The sequence below is a fragment of the Shouchella patagoniensis genome, from assembly GCF_002019705.1.
In the GTDB taxonomy this organism is placed as follows: Bacteria; Bacillota; Bacilli; order Bacillales; family Bacillaceae_D; genus Shouchella; species Shouchella patagoniensis.
This window is the reverse complement of the sequence record NZ_KV917377.1, coordinates 122,899-143,754: the sequence shown is the minus strand read 5'-3', so window position 1 is coordinate 143,754 and position 20,856 is coordinate 122,899. Positions and strand designations below refer to the sequence as shown.

The 20,856-nt window shown below is 38.1% G+C and carries 25 protein-coding genes; 9 read left to right on the top strand and 16 right to left on the bottom strand.

The window, feature by feature from the left end:
- Position 1 precedes the first annotated feature (1 nt).
- The gene (hemE, locus tag BK584_RS00860) at positions 2-1,063 is read right to left on the bottom strand and encodes a uroporphyrinogen decarboxylase (protein ID WP_437182726.1); all 1,062 of its coding nucleotides are present in this window, start codon (positions 1,061-1,063) and stop codon (positions 2-4) included.
- Between the two features lie 246 nt (positions 1,064-1,309).
- Complete coding sequence (locus BK584_RS00855) at positions 1,310-3,457, bottom strand: transglycosylase domain-containing protein (protein ID WP_078390834.1); 2,148 nt, start codon at positions 3,455-3,457, stop codon at positions 1,310-1,312.
- Between the two features lie 319 nt (positions 3,458-3,776).
- On the opposite strand from BK584_RS00855, the gene BK584_RS00845 reads away from it, so the two are divergent.
- The gene (locus BK584_RS00845) at positions 3,777-4,493 is read left to right on the top strand and encodes a cytochrome c biogenesis CcdA family protein (RefSeq protein WP_078390832.1); all 717 of its coding nucleotides are present in this window, start codon (positions 3,777-3,779) and stop codon (positions 4,491-4,493) included.
- Between the two features lie 131 nt (positions 4,494-4,624).
- Here BK584_RS00845 and BK584_RS00840 read toward each other — a convergent pair whose 3' ends face one another.
- Genes BK584_RS00840 through BK584_RS00830 form a run of 3 tightly spaced genes read right to left on the bottom strand, consistent with a single transcriptional unit; the run spans position 4,625 to position 7,336 of the window.
- Entirely contained in the window at positions 4,625-5,341 is a 717-nt protein-coding gene (locus tag BK584_RS00840; protein ID WP_078390831.1) for an EcsC family protein, read from the bottom strand.
- Between the two features lie 28 nt (positions 5,342-5,369).
- On the bottom strand, positions 5,370-6,596 hold the full coding sequence (locus BK584_RS00835; protein WP_078390830.1) for an ABC transporter permease: 1,227 nt from the start codon (positions 6,594-6,596) through the stop codon (positions 5,370-5,372).
- The gene (locus tag BK584_RS00830; RefSeq protein ID WP_078390829.1) at positions 6,593-7,336 is read right to left on the bottom strand and encodes an ABC transporter ATP-binding protein; all 744 of its coding nucleotides are present in this window, start codon (positions 7,334-7,336) and stop codon (positions 6,593-6,595) included. The genes BK584_RS00835 and BK584_RS00830 overlap by 4 nt, the downstream gene beginning before the upstream one ends.
- Positions 7,337-7,509: 173 nt before the next feature.
- On the opposite strand from BK584_RS00830, the gene BK584_RS00825 reads away from it, so the two are divergent.
- The 3 genes from BK584_RS00825 (at position 7,510) to BK584_RS00815 (ending at position 10,017) form a co-directional block, all read left to right on the top strand.
- Entirely contained in the window at positions 7,510-7,932 is a 423-nt protein-coding gene (locus BK584_RS00825) for an HIT family protein (protein ID WP_078390828.1), read from the top strand.
- Between the two features lie 161 nt (positions 7,933-8,093).
- Complete coding sequence (gene serC / locus BK584_RS00820) at positions 8,094-9,191, top strand: 3-phosphoserine/phosphohydroxythreonine transaminase (protein WP_078390827.1); 1,098 nt, start codon at positions 8,094-8,096, stop codon at positions 9,189-9,191.
- Between the two features lie 247 nt (positions 9,192-9,438).
- Complete coding sequence (locus BK584_RS00815) at positions 9,439-10,017, top strand: HTH-type transcriptional regulator Hpr (RefSeq protein WP_078390826.1); 579 nt, start codon at positions 9,439-9,441, stop codon at positions 10,015-10,017.
- 13 nt (positions 10,018-10,030) lie between these two features.
- On the opposite strand, the gene BK584_RS00810 is transcribed toward BK584_RS00815, so the two are convergent.
- From BK584_RS00810 to BK584_RS00800, 3 genes are all read right to left on the bottom strand, one after another.
- The gene (locus BK584_RS00810) at positions 10,031-10,651 is read right to left on the bottom strand and encodes a YpmS family protein (RefSeq protein WP_169870968.1); all 621 of its coding nucleotides are present in this window, start codon (positions 10,649-10,651) and stop codon (positions 10,031-10,033) included.
- Between the two features lie 117 nt (positions 10,652-10,768).
- Positions 10,769-10,864 carry a YjcZ family sporulation protein gene (locus BK584_RS00805; protein ID WP_078390824.1) on the bottom strand — a complete coding sequence of 32 codons (96 nt, stop codon included), beginning with the start codon at positions 10,862-10,864 and terminating at the stop codon, positions 10,769-10,771.
- Between the two features lie 65 nt (positions 10,865-10,929).
- A complete protein-coding gene (locus BK584_RS00800) occupies positions 10,930-11,010 on the bottom strand; it encodes a YjcZ family sporulation protein (RefSeq protein WP_139365761.1) in 81 nt (26 codons plus the stop codon).
- 201 nt (positions 11,011-11,211) lie between these two features.
- Between BK584_RS00800 and BK584_RS00795 the strand changes: the two genes are divergently transcribed.
- Positions 11,212-12,165 carry a foldase protein PrsA gene (locus BK584_RS00795; RefSeq protein WP_078390822.1) on the top strand — a complete coding sequence of 318 codons (954 nt, stop codon included), beginning with the start codon at positions 11,212-11,214 and terminating at the stop codon, positions 12,163-12,165.
- Between the two features lie 158 nt (positions 12,166-12,323).
- Here BK584_RS00795 and BK584_RS25690 read toward each other — a convergent pair whose 3' ends face one another.
- The 5 genes from BK584_RS25690 to BK584_RS00770 form a co-directional block, all read right to left on the bottom strand.
- Positions 12,324-12,596, bottom strand: a complete 273-nt coding sequence (locus tag BK584_RS25690; protein ID WP_245808781.1) for a sporulation YhaL family protein — start codon at positions 12,594-12,596, stop codon at positions 12,324-12,326.
- 78 nt (positions 12,597-12,674) lie between these two features.
- Positions 12,675-13,634 (bottom strand): 3'-5' exoribonuclease YhaM, encoded by a 960-nt coding sequence (gene yhaM, locus BK584_RS00785; RefSeq protein WP_078390821.1) that lies wholly within the window; start codon positions 13,632-13,634, stop codon positions 12,675-12,677.
- 119 nt (positions 13,635-13,753) lie between these two features.
- Positions 13,754-15,181, bottom strand: coding sequence for a sensor histidine kinase (locus tag BK584_RS00780; protein WP_078390820.1), 1,428 nt, complete (start codon positions 15,179-15,181; stop codon positions 13,754-13,756).
- Positions 15,178-15,858: a response regulator transcription factor gene (locus tag BK584_RS00775; protein ID WP_078390819.1), complete on the bottom strand. Its 681-nt coding sequence runs from the start codon at positions 15,856-15,858 to the stop codon at positions 15,178-15,180. Before BK584_RS00775 ends, BK584_RS00780 begins: the two co-directional genes overlap by 4 nt.
- Before the next feature lie 146 nt (positions 15,859-16,004).
- Entirely contained in the window at positions 16,005-16,349 is a 345-nt protein-coding gene (locus BK584_RS00770; protein WP_078390818.1) for a hypothetical protein, read from the bottom strand.
- A 106-nt stretch (positions 16,350-16,455) separates the two neighbouring features.
- On the opposite strand from BK584_RS00770, the gene BK584_RS00765 reads away from it, so the two are divergent.
- Positions 16,456-16,635 (top strand): YhzD family protein, encoded by a 180-nt coding sequence (locus BK584_RS00765; RefSeq protein WP_169870966.1) that lies wholly within the window; start codon positions 16,456-16,458, stop codon positions 16,633-16,635.
- A 50-nt stretch (positions 16,636-16,685) separates the two neighbouring features.
- Here the strand turns inward: BK584_RS00765 and BK584_RS00760 are convergent, their stop codons facing one another.
- The 3 genes from BK584_RS00760 to BK584_RS00750 form a co-directional block, all read right to left on the bottom strand.
- Entirely contained in the window at positions 16,686-17,534 is an 849-nt protein-coding gene (locus tag BK584_RS00760; protein ID WP_078390816.1) for an HAD-IIB family hydrolase, read from the bottom strand.
- Positions 17,535-17,682: 148 nt separating this feature from the next.
- Positions 17,683-18,042: a YlbF/YmcA family competence regulator gene (locus BK584_RS00755; RefSeq protein ID WP_078390815.1), complete on the bottom strand. Its 360-nt coding sequence runs from the start codon at positions 18,040-18,042 to the stop codon at positions 17,683-17,685.
- A gap of 73 nt (positions 18,043-18,115) precedes the next feature.
- Positions 18,116-19,255, bottom strand: a complete 1,140-nt coding sequence (locus BK584_RS00750) for a DUF445 domain-containing protein (protein WP_169870964.1) — start codon at positions 19,253-19,255, stop codon at positions 18,116-18,118.
- Between the two features lie 156 nt (positions 19,256-19,411).
- On the opposite strand from BK584_RS00750, the gene BK584_RS00745 reads away from it, so the two are divergent.
- From BK584_RS00745 to BK584_RS00740, 3 genes are all read left to right on the top strand, one after another.
- Positions 19,412-19,642 carry a DUF5342 family protein gene (locus tag BK584_RS00745; protein WP_078390813.1) on the top strand — a complete coding sequence of 77 codons (231 nt, stop codon included), beginning with the start codon at positions 19,412-19,414 and terminating at the stop codon, positions 19,640-19,642.
- Between the two features lie 45 nt (positions 19,643-19,687).
- Positions 19,688-19,864, top strand: a complete 177-nt coding sequence (locus BK584_RS24390; protein ID WP_169870962.1) for a hypothetical protein — start codon at positions 19,688-19,690, stop codon at positions 19,862-19,864.
- A gap of 69 nt (positions 19,865-19,933) precedes the next feature.
- Complete coding sequence (locus BK584_RS00740; protein WP_078390812.1) at positions 19,934-20,794, top strand: PucR family transcriptional regulator; 861 nt, start codon at positions 19,934-19,936, stop codon at positions 20,792-20,794.
- Positions 20,795-20,856 lie beyond the last annotated feature (62 nt).

Below are 20,856 nucleotides of genomic sequence, written 5' to 3'. Positions count from 1 at the left end.
TTTATTTCGATCCTTTCTTCTGTTGTTTATACTCTCTCGAATAATCATGAATAAACGTAGTCAAGCGTTTTAATGTATCAGGATTAACTTCTGGAAATACACCCTGCCCTAAATTAAATATGAAATGATTAGATTTCATTCCTTCATCTAATATTGCTTTCGCTTCTTTTTCAATCACAGGCCATGGAGCTAGCAATAAAGAAGGATCCATATTTCCTTGAACCGTTTTTGTAATACCAATTCTACGAGCTTCACCAATCGGTGTCCGCCAATCGAGACCGATCACATCTACCGGCATGTTTTTCCACTCTGGCATTAAATGGGGAGTCCCCACGCCGTGTAAAATGAGCGGAACCCCATCCGTTCGTATTTCTTTAAAAATACGTTCCATAACTGGCTTAATAAACTGATTATAATCAGCTAAACTCAACGCTCCAACCCAAGAGTCAAATAATTGAATTGCTTGTGAGCCTGCATTTATTTGAGCGCGTATGTAAGCAATAGTCATATCTCCAAGCTTGTCCATTAAACGTTGCCAAGCTTTCGGCTCCGCGTGCATAAACGCTTTGGTTTTATGATAGTTGCGTGAAGGACCACCTTCAATCATATAACTAGCTAATGTAAAGGGAGCTCCTCCAAAACTAATTAAAGGGACGGACAGTTGTGTCCGTAACAACTTGATCGTTTCAATTACATGAGCTACGTCTTTTTCTGGATTTAATTCACCTAATTGCTCTACATCTTTGCTTGATCTAATTGGATTATGAATAACGGGACCTATTCCAGATTTAATCTCAACGTCTACACCAATGAATGGAAGCGGCGTCATTATATCTTTATAAAGAATTGCTGCATCTGTGTTATATTGGTCAACCGGTAACTTTGTAACGTAAGCGCACAGTTCTGGATCGTGTGTAATATCAAATAGACTATGTGTTTCTTTAATCTTACGGTACTCCGGTTGCGAACGACCCGCTTGCCTCATATACCAAACAGGGACATGGTCTTGTTCTTCCCCTCTACATGCTTTTAAAAATGTGTCATTAAAGCCTTTTAAACTCATCATTGTCCACCTCTCTTGCCTTCCGTACTAATTCTTTATCCATCTTACTTGATATAAAATAAGAATTCATTGTTTCTGCTTACATAACGTCAATCTACTTTACTATAATAACCTAGTAAGCTCTTGTATACACCTTCGATCGAATTGTCACGAAATTGAGCTATTCATCGACTTTTCCCGATCTAATAGAAAAGAGATGCACGCACAAAAAAGAGCACATTAAATTTGTGCTCTTTCATTTTAGTATTAAAAAGAAAATGTAAAACTTGGTTTTTGAACGGAAGATTCAGTTCCTTCCATTTCTGTAGTTGGATCGAAAGCAACAACTTGGTAGCTTGGAATGGAAAAAGGATTTAAACGACCTTCAGAAAAATGAGGTTCTGTTAGGTTCGATGCTACCTTTTTACGGGAATCACCATCAATTTCATAAACGTTAAATTCAATCCGCTCGTCTTCAAAACTCTCCCAATCAAGAGATACACTAATGAGGCCTCCGCCCCCTAATGAATAAGAAGCAGTAAATCCTTCAATCTCCTCCATCGCGATTGGTGGTGAAAGGTCATTTGTACCCTCTGGTTGTTCAAAAGCAGTTGCTTGCATTGATGCAGGCAAACTATTAACCATCTCTTTAAATAATTGCGTTGGGTAATAACTTCCACCGGTTAGATGTTGGTCTTTTGTTGTCTGATCAAACCCCATCCAAACGGCACCAACAATCTTAGGGGTATAGCCAACAAACCAGGCATCGCTATTTGCTCCGGAAGCTTCATTATATCCTTGCGTACCCGTTTTCCCAGCAATAGCTGATACTGATGGTGTTCCAGTCGCTCCAGTTCCATCGCTCATAACATGTTCAAGCATCCGTGTCATTGACCACGCAGTTTGTTTTGATACTACTTCGGTTTCCACTTGGTTCGCTCCACCGATACGGTTGCCTTTGCGATCGTATAGATCTTTTATAAAATGCGGCTCAATCATTTGTCCCTCATGAGCAAAAGCACGGTAAGCGCGAGTTAATTCATAAGGTGTCACACCTTCTCTTAAACCACCAAGTGCCATCGATAGATGACGGTCAGGAAGCTGAAAGCCAAACTTCCGCAGTAGAGACACAGAATCTTGCAGTCCCATCTCATTAAGTAACCAAACAGCTGGAGCATTAGCCGATTCCGTTACTGCATCATATAATGTCATTTCACCTTGGTAATTTCCGGTTACGTTTCTTGGAATATATTCATTGTCATATTGAAGCAATTCGTCTCTTAGCATCGAATACGGTTGATACATACCACTTTCAATCGCAGGTGCGTAAACAGCCAGTGGTTTGAACGTAGATGCAGGTGAGCGTTTTACATTCACTCTATTCAAGCCACGTCGCACATAATCAGTGCCACCTTGCGTTGCCAAAACTCCACCACTCTCCACATTCATAAACATCATCGCCGCCTGTGCGTCTTTGCTTCCCTCTGGGAAAAACGTTTCATCTTGCAACGCATTGTGCGTTTTATGTTGTAAATCCATGTCTATTGGTACAACAATTCGATAACCGCCTGTTAAGAGCTGTTCATGACTAATTTCATAACGATCCCTTGCTTCATCCATTACCATGTCAATATAAGTGAATAGCGCTTCATCCAGTTCATGATACTGCCGGTCCGTTTCAACAGGCTTTTCTTTAGCAAGAGTTGCCTCTCCTTCTGTCAAATACCCTTGCTGTTCCATTACAGTTAGCACTAAGTCACGCCGTTCTTTATGACGCTCCGGTTCGTCAATTGGTGAAAAAGCACCTGGTGCGTTTACAACAGCAACTAATGACGCACCTTCATGGATCGATAATTCTGAAGCAGGTTTATTAAAGTAAACATTTGCAGCTGCTTCAATTCCATGTGCTCCGTGTCCAAAATAAATCTGATTTAAATACATCTGCAAAATTTCTTCTTTACTGTAACGACGTTCTAAGTTCATTGCAATTAATACTTCATTTGTCTTTCTTAGCCATGCCTTTTCATTAGAAAGGAACATATTTTTTGCTAATTGTTGTGTAATCGTGCTGCCGCCCTCTACTTTCGCACCTGCGAGTATATCCCGATAAAGAGCTCGTCCAATTGACCTGAAATCAATCCCTTGATGTTCATAAAAACGGGCATCTTCCATCGATACAAAAGCTTGTTGCACATACTCTGGTACTTCCCCAATCGAGATAACTTCTCTATTCTCCATATATAAGTTCGTAATGACATTTCCTTCGGTATCGACAAGAACACTTGAATGGTTCATAACGAGCTTTTCTTCATCGATTTGATACGTACCTGCTAAAATGACAATTGCAAAAAAAACAAAGGATAAGGCAAGCATCGCGATAAGAATGCCACCAGCTAGTCCTAATTTCTTAATCATCTAGATGCCCCCCTTTCGGTCATCAGGTGTCCATTGATATATGTAATGCCAGGATAGGTCTAAATACCGACATGCTTTACCAATCATACCGAAAAACAGATGAATCCGCATAATGATTTTTGATTTTACATTGTATTTGTTACTGATTTGACATTTCTGTGATTGCTTATCATTAAATAAAACATCGAACTTACTTAAGCAAATGTTAAATAAATAAGGATATTGAAATTGAATTCGCTCTCTAGGGATTGCACATGTTACACTAATTGCAGTCATATACTTGTACATAACCGTTTTTAAAGTAAGGAGCTGTAGAACGATGGAAGTCACTTTGAGCATCGCTTTTTTTGCGGGCCTAGTATCTTTTTTTTCTCCGTGTATTTTTCCGCTTATGCCAGCCTATTTGTCCCAATTAACAGGGACAACAGTCACCGCTGGAGCAGTAGCAGCTCCTCGGAGCGTTATTCTTTCGCGGAGTCTTGGTTTTATTGGTGGATTCACAATTGTTTTTATGCTATTTGGCTTAACGAGCACGTTATTAGGTAAATTATTTCTAGGAAACATTTTTCTTTTAGAAAAACTAGGTGGGATTATCATTATCCTTTTTGGTTTGCAGATGACTGGTCTGATTTCGATTCGTGCTCTGTTTACTGATAAACGAATAACAAAAGAACCTAAAACGGCTGCTAGTTTTTCAAAATCACTCTTGCTAGGTTTTTTATTCGCTGCTGGTTGGACACCTTGCATCGGGCTTGTGTTAGCTTCCATTTTGACATTAGCTAGTACATCCGGAACTGCTTGGAATGGCGCTTTTTTATTGCTTGTTTATTCAATTGGTCTTGGCGTTCCATTTCTATTAATTGCGCTCATTTGGGCACGTTCATTAAATAAAATCAAGCGCATTCATCGCTATTTACCAACAATACAAAAGGTGAGCGGCGTTATTATGATTCTCCTTGGTATTCTTTTATTTACGGGCTATTTCGCAGTATTAGCTGGAATGATGTCCCAGTACACACCCTCATGGATTCAATAATTAATTAAGCGCACATATGAATCATTATTAAAAAGCAATGCGTTTAAATGCATTGCTTCTTAATAAAATTCGCTTTCGTTACTAATGCTAGATGATTGATTATTATTTACGTGATAATGAACAAATAAGTTTCATTCTTCAATTTGTCTTAATTCCGACAGCCACCTTAAACGATACACATTAATCGTTGTTTCCTCTAACTGATAAAACAAACTTCGGTTAACAAAACCACCAATAAACGCTCCAAAGCCTGGTACAAGCTGGAGCGTTTTTGGTAAATCAATATAGTCACGATAATGCATTTGCCAAGCATGCCAATCGACATCATTCATACCCGCTTTTGAATAAGCATCAATTTTTTCCAGGACACTTTTTTTCATTTCGCCAGTTGAAAATGCTAATTGGAAAATGAGCAACAAATACTCTCTTTCGCACTGCTCTTCGGTAGAGTATCCATAAATAGCTGCAACGTCAAACAATGCTTTCATCTTTAATGTTAGCAAAAGCGGAAAATCTGTCAGCCCGGCAATTACTCCACCCGCTCCAGTTCCAACTCCCTCTACAATTGCCATTCTCCTGTAAGTTGCAAAAGCTCTTCTCGTTCTTTGTTCCCTTTCCTGTAAAGATAATGGTCGTTCTTCTGGGTCTTTATGTGTAAAGGCTACTCCAGCTATAATCATTTCAACTGTTTTTTGTACACACACCGTCGCAACATTATGATACATACTAGGAAGTTTCTCATTCATCCTTTTTTGAAACGACGATGCTTTTGCTTGAATAATGGATTCTTTTCGGAAAAGCAATCTCCGCCAGCGACGAAGTTCCTCTTCTACATCCTGCTCGTACATGGCCTATCCCCCCTAATACTTTATTGTATTAGCGGACGCGACGATATTTCCCTTTTTTACGATGAATGAGCGTTTGACTGCCATAATAAGCAAATAACACAACAAGCACAAATGTTAATATGGCATATAAAACGGAGGATGTCAGTAGAGCAATCACACTAAAAACAATACTAATCACAAATAAAAGTCTCAATGCCAATAAACTCAAAGCCATCTTTTTTTCATCGGGCTTAACCGGATAAAGATCAACCCAAATACTTGAAGCATGATGAAACGATAATGTTGATAACTGCATCATCGTAATGTGTGTAAACAGAAGCGCAATTGCTAACTTCATCCAACCTTCTGGCAGCACATAAATTAAAACACCGCCAACTGCGGCTAGCCTAATAAATGTTCCTAAATAATCATTTGCACGGATAAATGTCCGTGCGTATAAATAGTGATGAACATCCTTCTTCCTGCCTCCAAGCATAGGAATTGCCCATTGAAGATAATTACGTTCTCTTACTTTATTCCTTAACTGTGGTACATCTGTGAAAGCATTTGCGATTCGGTAGAAAAACATCACCATACTGTTTTCAACTTCAATTAAACGATCCCATTTCAATGCATATTTATGACTGAATGTACGCCAATACACCATATATAAAACGGCCATTAATGCAAATAAAACTACTAATAACATATATGGGGCCCCGACAAAAAGCATATATGCAGCCACACCGTTTATTAGTAACCGCAATACAATGTGAGAAATTCGATCGCCTTTTGAGACAAGTCTCTGTTCTTCCCATACACAAAGCATATTCCAAATTTTTATTAATACTAACATTGTCAAAGCAACCCAAAAAACAGAACTTGACCCTATTCGTTCTGTAAACATCGGACCGGCAGCCATAAATAACAACAATACATAAGCCACTTGCCAAACAATCGAATAGCGAATTGATTGAGTGAAATATGGTTTAAGATGTGCTTCGTAAGGTAAGAGAAATACAACATCTGCAGGTTTCACAAATGTACGAATTGAACCTTGTGTCAGTCTCCAAGTAAATAACAGCGTCAAAATTTCAACAACAGGAAAATCCTCGGCCATGTTCTCAATAAATTGTTGATAATAAACCGTTAAAAATAAAAATAAAAAGTAAGCTGAAGCAACAAAACCACTGTTTAGAATCAGTTTCAAATATCCTCGTGCTTCTTGCCAATAACTTCGCCGCCTGCTTTCCCATAGTGACTTGGCGTCCATCATTTGCGATCTTCCTTTGTCATTTCAATGTAAATATCATCAAGAGTTGCATCAGGAAGAGCAATGGCTTGACGCATTTCATTAAGGGTTCCAGTCAAGACTACTTCTCCTTGATGAAGAATAACAAATCGATCACAGTATCGTTCTGCCGTTGCCAATATATGAGTCGACATAAGAACCGCGGCCCCTTTTTGCTTCATTTCTGAAATCCACCTTAAGAATGACTGTATTCCAACTGGATCAAGTCCAACAATAGGCTCATCCACAACATATAAGGATGGTTCGGCCAGAAATGCACTCATAATCATCACTTTTTGCCGCATTCCTTTTGAGAAATGATTCGGATACCACTTTTTCATCTTCATCATATTAAACTCTTTTAATAACGTTTCGGCTCTTGTTTCAAATACCTGCTTGTCTAAACCATAGGCGACACTTGTTAGTTCTAAATGCTCCCAAAGCGTAAGTTCATCGTACAACATTGGCGTTTCAGGTATGTATGCAAATGACCTTCGATATGTATCTGCGTCTTCTGAAAAACGAAGATTATTTATTTTGACATTCCCTTTTTGTGGATCCATTAATCCAAGGACATGTTTAATTGTCGTGCTTTTACCAGCACCATTTAAACCAATTAATCCTACAATCTCTTGTTTTTTTACTGTAAAGGATACGTTATGCAATACAGGTTTTTTTGGTGTATAACCTCCTGTTAGCTCATTTATTGTTAAAAGATCAGCCATATGAAAATCACTCCTTCATGTTAGTTTAGCAAATTTCATTTCAAAGCGCACTTTTCAAACTACGGTCTTGTGTTATTCCTCATTCGCGCTACAAATTCCTGTAAGGATCTGCATTGCTTCTCCAAGATGTTGAGAGTAAACTATAGATATAACAACTAAAATGAGGTGTCCTTATGACAGATTGCATATTTTGCAAAATAATTGCTGGCGAAATTCCCTCGGTGAAAGTCTATGAAGACAATGACATCCTGGCCTTTTTTGACATCTCTCAAGTAACAAAAGGACATACGCTCGTCATTCCAAAACATCACCATGAAAATGTATTTGAATTACCTGAAGGCGTTGCGGCAACTTTATTTGCTGCGGTACCAAAAATCGCCACTGCCCTCCAGACAACATTTGAGCCTACTGGCTTAAATATCCTTAATAACAACGGAGAATCAGCTGGACAAAGTGTTTTTCATTACCATCTTCACTTATTACCTCGTTACGAGGAAACGGGTTTATATGGTTCATTATGGAACGAGGCACAAGCAACACCAGACTTAGAAGGTTTGAAAAAGTACGCTTTAAAAGTAGCCCATTCGCTTTCTTAAAAAAAGTTGTTGGCAGAAGAATAAATTCTTCTGCCAACATTTTTTATTTTCATTTTTAAAAAATGATACATAAAAACTTAATTGTTTTATCCTCAAATGTTTCTAATTATGATATCATTCAATAAAAATACACTTTAAAGCAATAAAGAGGAGTGGTTTCCATGAACAATGTATACAACTTTAATGCAGGGCCTGCCGCACTCCCAAAGGAAGTTCTATTACGAGCTCAAAAAGAACTGATTAACTTTGATGATACAGGCATGTCTATCATGGAGATGAGCCATCGTAGTGATACATATGACCAGGTGCACTCAAAGGCCATTACGCAGCTAACATCCATGCTCGGATTGTCCGATGAATTCCATGTTTTATTTTTACAAGGTGGAGCTAGCCTTCAATTTTCAATGGTTCCCATGAATTTTATGAAACAGCAAGCTAACTATGTACTTACTGGATCATGGTCTGAAAAAGCAGAAAAAGAGGCCGTGCGGTATGGGCAAACCTCCATCGGTGCTTCAAGTAAACATAGCGGTTATCGGAGCATTCCAGAGCCTCAAGCCATTCTCTATAGTCCTGAAGACTCTTACATGCACCTTACGTCCAACAATACGCTTTTTGGGACACAATGGACAACATTTCCAACACCGGACATCCCACTTATTTGCGATATGTCCAGTGACATATTCTCCCGAGAAATAGACTACAATCAGTTTGATCTCATTTATGCAGGAGCACAAAAGAACCTTGGTCCATCAGGGGTAACTGTCGTTCTTATAAAGGACTCGCTATTACAAGAAGCAAATAAAAACGTACCGTCGATGTTATCCTATCAAACATTCGCTCATTCTCGTTCGTTATACAACACCCCACCTGTATTTTCTATTTATATGCTTGGGCTTGTACTTGATTGGACAGAGCAACAAGGTGGACTTAACAAAATTGAAGAGCAGAATCGCCTGAAATCTGCCATACTCTATGATGCCATTGATCGAAGTGACGGTTTTTACAAAGGACATGCAGATCAAAATTCTCGTTCGCAGATGAATATCACATTTACGCTTAAAACAAAAGAACTTACTGAGCTCTTTTTACAAGAAGCTAAAGAAGCTGGATTTGTCGGTTTAGCTGGTCATCGTTCTGTTGGGGGTCTTCGCGCTTCCATCTATAATGCAGTTCCTCTTGAATCCTGTGAAGCGTTAGCTGCGTTTATGAAACTATTTAATAAAAATCATTTGGCAAATAAATCAGGACTAAAGTAATTAAAATAAGTTAATAATCGGTAAAAATATATTGAATCACAAAAATAATCTTTAACGGAAATCGCATCAAAGAAACAATGAGAGAATTCGATGCACATAAACGAGGATTTGTTATTAAAGCCTAGTAACTAGGCTTTATCTCCTTTACCTGAAAATTTCCTCTTTCATTCTTTCCTATTTTTATGCATACTAAGAGAAAGTATTTAACAATAATATATTGCCTTACAGTCTGATTGGAGGAGTTGGGATGGACAACGCTGTAAAAGATTCAATTGTATTTAGTTACAAAATGGCCGTGTTAAGTAAAGCACTTTGGAAATCAGTAGAGAAAGACTGGCAGGCATGGATCAAACCTTTTGATTTGAATTTGAATGAACACCATATTCTATGGATTGCTTATCAATTAAATGGGGCTTCTATTTCGGATATTGCTTCTCATGGTGTCATGCACGTTTCAACAGCTTTTAATTTTTCAAAAAAACTGGAAACCCGCGGATTACTCGCATTTTCTAAGAAAGACGATGATAAGCGCAACACGTATATTTGTTTAACTGATGCTGGAAAAGATCTATTCTGTGAAACAATGACTAACTTTAGTGAGAGCACTTATAATATTTATCAAGGTTCTCTGCCGATTAAAGAATTATACGGTAAATTCCCTGAATTCTCAGAGCTAATAAGCATTGTGCGCCACCTTTATGGCAGTGAATTTATTGAACAGTTTGACGCGTGTTTGTCTGACTTTACCGAAGAATTAGAAGAAAGTGACGGTAAATTATCTTTAAAATTAAAAAACAACCCTTTTAAACTGTCTGCAGCTAAGTAAAAACGCAACGGCATTAATTTGCCGTTGCGTCTTCTTTACGTATTAAAGAAAGTTCAATATGGTCCTCCATTAAGTTGACAGAATGAAATCTAAGTCCGTAAGGGGCGATTTCTTCAAACTCCTGCAATTCTATTAACACAGCTTCTTCCTCGGGGTATAACTGAACCCATTCAGGTAAATCAGAGAATTGAGCGAACATCCGCAACGCATACTCTGCAGAAATGGAAGCTGCTCCTGCACTTAAATTCTCCGCTTCTAAAAGTAACGATCCATCTTCCCTAACTTCAGGGTTAAAAGACATTGATAAATTCACGGATGAAACAAACAAGTCTAATTCCCCCGTTAAATAGACGCCATCTTCTTCTACTTGAAACTGAAATGGCATGTCTTCTTCCTCATTCATCAAATCAGTGAGTAGCGTATTTGTTTGTTCCCTAGTTAACTGAAAAGACAATAATTCCGCTGAATTGTGATCATTATTAACTGATGGCATTTGTCCTTGATCAACATTTGCAAACAAACGTAAGGCTCCAACAATTAATACAATAATTAGAGCTAACAATAACCCAGATACAATAAAAAATCCGATTTTATAAAAACGCTTTGGTTTATAAGATCTATTTGTTTTATCCATGTCCCCACCCCTTTCAAACACATCCATATTCTATCTCTTCTTTTATACCCAATCAACCCCACATTGAACATTGTTTTTAATCAAAAAAAAGCCTAGGTAGCCCTAGGCGTAAAAAACTTAGCAAATCCAAGAAGCACCAATAATAACAAGCAAAATAAACAATACCACAATTAATGCAAATCCACTATTATATCCTCCACCAGCGTAACTCATGTAAATTTCCTCCTTTGATAATTTCACATTTTTTTATATAAAGCATTTTCGGAGATGTCTAATTATTAAAACCATGCTGTACCTACGATCACAAGAAGTATGAATAAAACGACGAGTAGTGCAAATCCACCTTGATATTCAGACATGCAAGCACCTCCTCTGTGCTTTGTTACCATATCCTATGCAGAAATGAAATATGGGTACTGGGCGATTTACCCAATTTCCACGTTTGCCTCAAGTTTGTTGCCTATTTTTTTTTATGGTATAGTAGGTTTTGTGTACGAAAGATTGGGTAAATTATCTAATTGTCGTTTTATTCAAACAGACAACACCGAGGAGTGTGCATTATGAAAAAATACTTACTCGCTGCTATGGGCGCAGTCTGCCTAACAGTTATCGCAGGCTGTAGCAATGAGGACGGCGAAGAACAAGCAATCGCCAATATTGAAGGAAATACTGTAGTAACCAAAGATGGGCTTTTTGAACAATTAAAAACAAACCAAAGCACGGCCCCCGCACTTCAGCAAATATTCTTTAATGAACTCTCTTCACAATTATTGCTTTTGGCTAGTGAAGATATGGATATTAGTGATGAAGAGATTGATGAATTGGTACAAACCTTAAAAGATACGTACGGTGCAGAAACGGATGAGGAATTAGTTGAGAACTTTTCACAGTTAATGCCTATCGAAGATATGGATCAACTAATTGATGATTTTGTTATCCCTGAAGTGACGCTTACAAACTTGATGGAAGAAGACCTCGACACTTCAACCGAAGCTCTTGAAGAGTATTATAATGAAAATGAACATCTTTTCCATGAAATTGAAGCGCGTCATATTTTAGTTGAGGACGAAGAAACAGCTAATGAAGTAGTTGATCGTTTAGATGACGGGGAAGATTTTGCTGAATTAGCTACTGAACTTTCTACTGACCCTGGAACCGCAGAAAATGGTGGTGATTTAGGTAGCTTCTCATACGCTTCAATGGTCCCTGAATTCTCGGAAGCTGCCTTTTCATTGGAAGTAAATGAAATTAGCGATCCCGTACAATCCCAACACGGGTTTCACGTTATCGAGGTAACAGAGATTCATTCATCTACTTTTGAGGAAAGTGAAGAAGCCGTTCGAGCAGCAAAAGTAGAAGAAGAAGGTCAGGACTTTGCGAGCGTGATGCGTGATTTATTAAATGAATACAACGTTGAAATCGAAGACGAGTTTTTCCAAACGATGATAGATGAAATGATGCAAGAACCAGAACCAGAAGAAGAAGAGGAAGCTGAAGAGGAAGCTGAAGGGTGAGGAATCCATTACACTATTTAGTTCTGAAATGAGGTATTTCTAAAAAGGGTAGATTAGATAAGGTATTTGGGTCAATTCCTTTAAGGATCGTCTCTAACAAAGAGTAAAGTATAATAAAAGACAGCACTCTAACTACTAGAGTGCTGTCACTTTTTTATTTATTTTTCACTAGCATTTTTGCGCGCCTCTTCAATTCGAGCCATATACACATTGCCCTCTTGTTCAATCCACTCATGATCTACTTCGTTTTCTTCCCGCATAGTCTTAATCCACATAAAACCGCTCACGAGAATTCCAACCACTACTAGATACATCCACCAAGGGCTTGCTGCAATCATTTGAACAATCGATGTTTGCGTAAATATAAAGGCTATTACAAGCGCTGCAACAGCCAGCAACGCGAGCAGTTGGCTTGTCTGTTTTGTTTTCATAGAAAAGTCACCCTTTCATGCCATTTTGGTTTCTTTTCTACTATTATGCTACCGGGAAAAAAACTAGACCATCGAGTTTTAAAGTTCAAGTGGTTTTTTATGAAATCCGGGTTTATAAAAGCTCCGGTTTTCTAGCGCCATTACTCGTTCAGAAAACTCGCCAGGCTCTACTCGTTCCAGAACCCGGTCCATCATATTTATCTTGGCATCGACATTATCGATTAAATGGAGAACTTCTGCTTCACGCAGTACAGGAGCTTTAGGACTGCCCCACTCGCTTTTTCCATGATGACTTAACATCATATGTTGCATCATTAATAACTCTTCCCCGTCTATATCTAATTCCTTTGCCGCTTCTGCAATCTCATTTGCCCCAATTGAAATATGACCAAGTAATTTCCCTTCCAACGTATATGTGGTATCAATAGCGCCTGATAATTCACGGACTTTCCCCATATCATGAAGGATAATACCAGAGTATAGTAAATCGGGATCGAGGCTTGGATACAAGTGGATTAAACTTTTTGCAATTCGAAGCATTGATACAACGTGATACGCAAGTCCTCCCATAAACTCATGATGGTTTTTAGTCGCTGCTGGAGATTCAATAAATGCCTGTTGATGTTTTTTTACTAAAAAACGAGTAATTCGTTGTATGTTAGGATTGCTGATTTCAAAAATATATTGATTAATTTCATCAAGCATGTCATCAGGGGAGAGTGGTGCAGAACGCACGAAATCATTAATTTTCACGCCATCCATAGGTGAAGTCGGTCTAATACTTGCAATCTTCAATTGCATCCTGCCACGATAATCAATTACATCTCCTTGGATATGTACAACGGTTTTATTAATAAACGTTGCTTCATCTTCAGGTGAAACACCCCATAGTTTCGCCTCAATCTCTCCAGTATGATCTCCAAGAATCAATGTCAAAAAAGGTTTGGAATTACTTGCAATTTGCTTTGTCGCCGTTTTGATTAATAGATAGCGATCAACAGCCTCCCCAACCTGGTGGTGCCTTATGCCTTTCTCCATCGTCTCACCTCTTAAACCTTAATCTTGTTACTAGTATAGCATACATTGACATACAAATAAGAGCACTTTATACAGTGCTCTCATGGACGAAAGTCAACAACGTCTATTCAAATTGGGCTTTAATCCGTGCTCTTATTCGTAACATCCCGTTTTTTCTCTTTCTTCTTACCTTTACCATCAACTAATTGTTTTTGAGATCTAGGCAATGTGATAGTAAAACGTACACCTTCCTCAATATTTTCAACCATTGCAGTCCCATAATGTAAATCGGCAATTTGCTTAACAATCGCAAGTCCTAGACCAAACTTCCCTTTATTGCCTTTATAAAATGGATTAAACAACCTTGTTAAATCAGCATCAATCGGTTCACCCTCATTTTCTACAATTAAATAAGTGTTTGTTTCGTCTTGTTCAGCACGAATAAACAAATGATCTTTTGCATAACGAAGTCCGTTTTCAACTAAATTTTCGAGCAGTACTTCACACTGTTCTGGATCCACTTCAATCATTATTTCCGCGCCCTCTACTCCAATTGCTACGTCTTCTCTTTGGTAACGGAAGCGCTCCTCAATTTGATAAGCAAGCTTTCCAAAGGGCATCATTTCCACATTGAGTTGGTCTTTTTTCATTTGATCCAACTTTGTATAATAAAGCATATCAATTACACGACGTTCCATACGATTTGCTTCTTCTGTAATAACATCCATTGTTTGATTAAGATTTTCTTTAGGAAGAATCCCATCCTTGACAGACTGGGCATAACTTTTTATGACCATAATCGGTGTTTTCAGTTCATGGGAAGCATGTTGAATAAATGTTTTTTGTGCTCGATCATAACTATTTAAGTTCTGCCGCATACGTTCAAATTGATATGACAACCTTTCAAAATCTTCGTCACCTTCCCAGCGTAATGGTTCCTGCCAATTACGGTTTGCAATTTGTTCTAAATGATTTTCAAGTACAGCGAGTGGTTGACGTAAATAATGTTTGAGCCAGATAGCAGGAAGCAAGCTGAGCGCACTCGTAAGCAGAAGCAAATACAATAATCTCTCCCATAAGTTTTGCACCATCTCGTCACGGTATGTATCCCACATATACGTAATCAAATAAAAGTCATCGGAAGTTTCATTAATGACGTAAAAAAGTGTTTGTCCATCAAATGTCGCTTCGTATTGCCCTCGTGGTGCATTTTGCTCGTACGCATTCGATAACATCTCTTGGCTCAATTGCTCTGGTGGAACATCAAAAATATTTGAAAACGCTATGTCACCAGTCAACCCATCAACAAATCTAGCTGTGAAAGAAACAGTTGCTCGTTGTTCTACTCTCGATTGGTAAAAACCTGGTTGTTCAGGAGAAATGCGATCTTGATAACTACCTTCCCCGGTTAATAAATCACGAACCCTGTTATCAATGATTTGATAGGTTTCTTCAGTAAGAGCACCTCGAATAGACAATGGGTACACGATAATTATTGAAAGCGCGACAAGCACAATTAACGAAACGAATGCTAGCCAGATTCGTCTCGTTAAGTTAATCTTTATCATGAAGAAAGAATACGGTATCCATAACCATACAAAGTTTCAAGATGGATACGTGGCATTTTTTTACGAACTCTACGGACAACGTCATCTACAGCACGTTCTGAACCAAAATAGTTCTCGCCCCAGACATGCTCGATGATTTTTTCACGAGAGAAAGCTTTTCCAATTTCCGCTGATAACAACAACATTAAATCCATTTCTTTTGTCGTCAAATCAACCGCTTCATCGTCCGCTTCTGTATCAAGAATCGTACGCCCGATTGGATCAATGCTGTATGCATTTAATTCAATTTTTTGTGCTTCCGATGTGCTTGTCCCATATACTCGATTAAGTAATTTCTTAGCACGAATAATTAGCTCTTGCGGTAAAAATGGCTTTGATAAATAATCATCGCTTCCCATTTCCAATCCAAGCACTCTGTCTAAATCTTGATCACGTGCTGAAATAAAGATAACCGGTGTGTCTTCTTGTTCTTTAATTGCTTTTAATACTTGGTAACCATCCGTTCCAGGTAACATGATGTCAAGCACCCATAAATGTGGTTTTCCAGGCACGGCTTCAACAGCTGAATCACCATCTGGAAACACAGTAACGTTCCAGCCCTCTTTTTGTAAATATGCTTTTAATACTTCTGATAAGTTTGCCTCGTCTTCAACTAGATAGATATTATATGAATCCATCTACAATCCTCCTAACAAATACTTCATATTTTCATTTTACATAATTTCAGCGGAAAGCGCGAACTTTCTGCCGGATTTACGAAATATCCCTAATTTCTAGATGATTATCGCCCAAATATGTAAAAGGCATGCTCAATTAGAGCTGCCTAAAGTAGAGCAATGGCTGCAAGCGCTGTTAACGGAAGGACCCATCTCCGCCAGCCATACGGACGAAAACCAAAACCAGCTTGAGGGTAACCATATGGTGGGTAACCATATGATGGGTAACCATAGCCATAACGATGGTAGTCATTATTGTTCATTGATTGAAATCCATCTAATTGTGAAATGAGCATTAGTTCCTCATTCTGATCTACTGGATAAAGCAAGTGAACATGTTCATTATCCACATATTCAATCAATGTCTCATATTCTTCCCCATTATCAAGAGTTAATTTAACCGGATAATTTGTGAACTGTTGACAAAGCCTGTGTAATTCATTTGTTCCCATTTCTATTCCCCCTTTTTGTTTACTTTATTCAACTTTTTTTATTAGGTGAATACACATTCGTTTCATGCTATACTTTCGTAAACGCATTCATAAGAGGGGGATTACTATGACTTTTTTTTTAACAGCCTTTAATAAAGATAGCTCTGAAGTGTTGAATGAACGAATTGAGGCGAGGACAGAACAAGAAGCTATTCAAGTCGCCAAACAAAGACTTGAGAAGACGGAGGCGTCAAGTTTAACACACCGACTCACAAGAAATGGAAAGATGATTTTATTTGCACGTTAAAAAAGAAAGCAGGATTTCTTGCCTGCTTTCTTTTCTAGTTATGATCGACTCTACACTTGTATTCTTAATTGCTTACGAAATACTTCATGAACCATATAGGCAAACCCTTCTTGATCCACCGTCCGAGTAACCCACGCTGCTGATGCTTGTAAAGCAGTGTTTGCATCACCCATTGCAACACCTAGCCCCACCATCTCAAGTAATTCGATATCCTCATCATGAACGCCAATGGCAACCACTTGCTCTAACTCCATTCCACGCTCTCTAACAAGCCATTGCAATGCTCTAGCTTTTCCAGCTCCCTTTCCAACAATCAAGCATTGACCATTTTCTTTTACTGTTAATTCAATATCTGGCACTTCTTGCTCAAGTATGGAACTAATATGATTAAGATCAGCTTGCTCTTCACAGCTAATCGCCATATTTAATGGACCCGCCCCTTCTTTTAACACTTGCTCATAAAGAGAATCAACATAGGTAATAGGGTAAACCATTTGTTCACCAGGGGAACCAAAAGACATTTTTGCAAGTAATGTTTGTTTATGCTGTGAACGTGTTGAAATAGCATGATCCCCATATAGTAATCGTGTTTCACAATCAAAACGTTCCAGCACATGACAAATATCTAAAGCGTTATCCATTTCTAAAGGACGATTAAACCATTCATTTTTATTTGTATCAGAAATAAACGCCCCACCATGAGCAACGATAAAGCCATCGAGCTTTAACGCTTTTGCAGCTTTTTTAGCGTGGGAAAATGGTTTATCGGTCATAAGTGTAACGACCACACCTTTCCGCGTTAAATACTCAACCGCTGCTTTTGTCCGCTTACTCATCTTGTTTTCTTTGTTCACCATAATTCCATCAATATTTACTGCAACCATTTTATAGGCTTTCAAGTCTATTCCTCCTTCAATCCTCTTGGTGTCTTTGAACTTGCCCTATCCTTGTTCTAGACTTATGCTTATTTTCAAGAAGTAGAACTTATCCTTTACGTCCACATCAATAAAAAAACCCGCCAATATGGCAGGTTTTCCTATAACACGCTTATTGTTGTTCTTGTGATGGATCGCCGTAGATTTTTTCTAGCGGCTCAGTAATGATTTTGTTTAAATCTGTGATAATCACACTTAATTGTTGCTCTGCTTCCATTAACTTCGAAATAAGCTCGTGTTGCTGAACAAGCTCAAATTGTTGCTGTGCTTGTTGCGCTTCTTCTTCCGAAATTTGAATTCCTTGCATTTGCTTTTGCTGAAGCTCTAATTGAAGCTTACGGAAATTCTCAAGCATTCTCTTAGCGATGTCATCCGCTTCAATTTCTTCATGTAAAACATGTAACGCTTTGAACTCTTCACTTTCTGCTAGTGCATCTTTTAGTTCATGTGCTTTATCGTACGTATTGCTCACAATGATCACTCCTCATAACTTGTCCAACCGACTATAACATGTGTAGACAATGAAATCACGCAATATGGCTAATTTAATAGAAAAAATGAACGATAACCGCCTGAATAAGACCAACAATACCACCAATAAGTCCTCCTAATAAAGTGATCATCCGTAATTCTTTCTTTGTTATGTCCATAATTAAACTTTCCAAATGAGCCATTGAAAAAGAAGCTACTTGTTGTTCAATTACTTCTTCCAATCGTAATTGCTTCAATATGCCTGTAATATTTGTCTGAATATATCCTGTCAATAATTTCACTAATTCTGGAGCCCACTTTTCCGAGATCGGTGTGATAAATGGTTCTGACCATTGGTGAAGAGGGGTATCATACCAATTTAAGAGCGGTATTTGACCTTGAATTCCATCAGTTAATTTATCAACAATGGTTTCAACGTACATGTCCGCAGAAAAAGTTGAAAGTGGTTTTTCCAAAAAGGTATTCCATTCTTTAGCAAGCAACCCATGCAACATTTCATTTGTCTGCTCATCCGCTAAAAATTTTCTAATCTCTGGAATGGCCATATCAACAAGCTTATCACTTGAGATAAACATTGATACCATTCCGCCAAGCTTCCCTTTTGTAGCTAAAAATTGTTTTATCATAGCACTTATGCGTTCTATTCCATCTTCACTATCAACGTATGCGCTAGCCTTATTAAGAATCATCTCTGCTGCTTCAGGCAACCTAGTTGCCACATTAAGCTGTAGCTCGACAGGTACAATCTTCTTAACAGAAGTTGATTGATTTTCTTGCAAGTAACGGATTATTCGTGTTTTTAACCAAGATTTAGAACGAATCACAAGTTGATCACGTCCAGTATCCTGTGAGAATAATGGTTTTAAAAGTGATTCAATCGTTTGCTCACTTTTTAACCAGCTTTCAACTTTATTACGGAGCCAATTGTTTAATTCTGTTGAAAACAATTCACTCCCAATTTTTTTACTTAACCCCTCAGCAGTTAGTAAATGATTTGCCACAATATTTCCAAGCTGAACGGAAAGTTCTTTTTGTCTACGCGGCAGCAAGCCAGGTGTAAAAGGGAGCTGCCATTTTCCAATGTAGTAAGCTCGATGCGGCCGAAAAAGCATTCTTATAGCAAGCGCATTTGTCACAGCACCAACAATCGCTCCAACTACAGCTAATAAAAAAACTAAAGAAATCCAATGCACATTAAATGCCTGCTGGCATTCATCCAGCAGACTGCCTCCTTTTATCAATCATTTCATCTTTTCTACATTATAGCCGATTTTTTTAAAACACGAAAACACCAGCTTATGTTAAAATTTAATGAAAACCCTTTCAAATAATCTCTGGAGGTTTTGCTTATGCTCGTTCATTTTCAATATAAAGCCCTTACCGTCTTCGGTAGAAAACAAAAATGGGCTTTTTCATGTTATTTCGAGAGCCGTTTTGTTTCTGGAATTTATCACTATAATGGTGATATCTTATGGCAAACAGGACCACATGATCCAACGAAACAAGAATTACTCAAAAAAGCAGTTCATGACCTCATGCTTTACCATGTGTATGAATCTGAACATCAACCAAACGTATAATCTACGTGCCTCGATGGCATGCTATGATCCAGGAGGGTTCAGTCCATGCTAAATGATGAAAAACATGATAATGTTGATAGCCGTAAAGAATTAGAGCTTGACGTAGATCGCTATGTTAATGAAGGATTAAATGGTGGACGTGTTGACCCACATTCAGGGGGGAAAATTGAAGAATCGTTACCCACCCCAAAACAAAATAAAGCAGATAAAAACAAGGATTGAGAAGCCTCCTACGGCTTCTTTTTTCTGTTATACTGAAGTGAATGAACTGTTTGAAAGGTATGTGAAAATATGAAATCTACTATTCAATCAACGTTTCATTATGCTCTTTGGAAAAAAAGCGACCTTATAGAAGAGCGCTGGACGTTGCAATATGGACAAGACCTCTTTCACTTTAATCGAACCAAACTTTCAGAAGGTGAACAACTCCTACTTTCAGTATTGTTTACTGAAGTAACAAATGTTCCTAAACCCCACACACCTACAGAAAAGACTTGGTATCAATTTTTATATGCTAATGGGCCTCATCCTGATGAATCGACAGCTTATACAACTGTGCATTTCCAGCTCGAACATGGTCTAGATGATGTTTCTTCATTTCGAGAAGCTGTTCTTAGCTCATTCCCCATTGACACGAACCTAATTTGGAACTCCGCAACTAAAGGGTTGCTTTTATTTAAGTCAGATGGGGATTTCCTAGACCTTCATGCAATCGTGGAATTAATCGAAGCCGATTTTTATACGAAAGTTCACTTATTTTTGGGGGTACCTGCTAAAGGATCACGTCTTTATGACGCTATCCAGTTTGAAGCTGAATTGTTTTCCCATAAGCTTAAAAAACGAACGGCTCAGACAGTGTTTACAGCATCTGAAGCAAGCCTAGCGGAATTATTGGACAGTATATCCGATAGCGTCTTTAACAAATTGCAGCAACATTTTTTGCCCCCTGAAGTGATTGAAGATGAAGAGCTTCTTAAAACAATTCGGGTTTACTTACAAAACAATTTAAACAATTCACAGACAGCAAAATCCCTACATTTACATAGAAACAGCTTGCAATATCGACTTGATAAGTTTAAAACGTTAACTGGAATTGAAATTCGCGATTTTTATCAAGCTGTTTTTACTTCCCTCTTACTTTCACCAAAATAAAACGTTGTCATTTTGCACAAGTGAATATCCTTTTTCTTTGTGCAATTTGGACATAGCTTCTT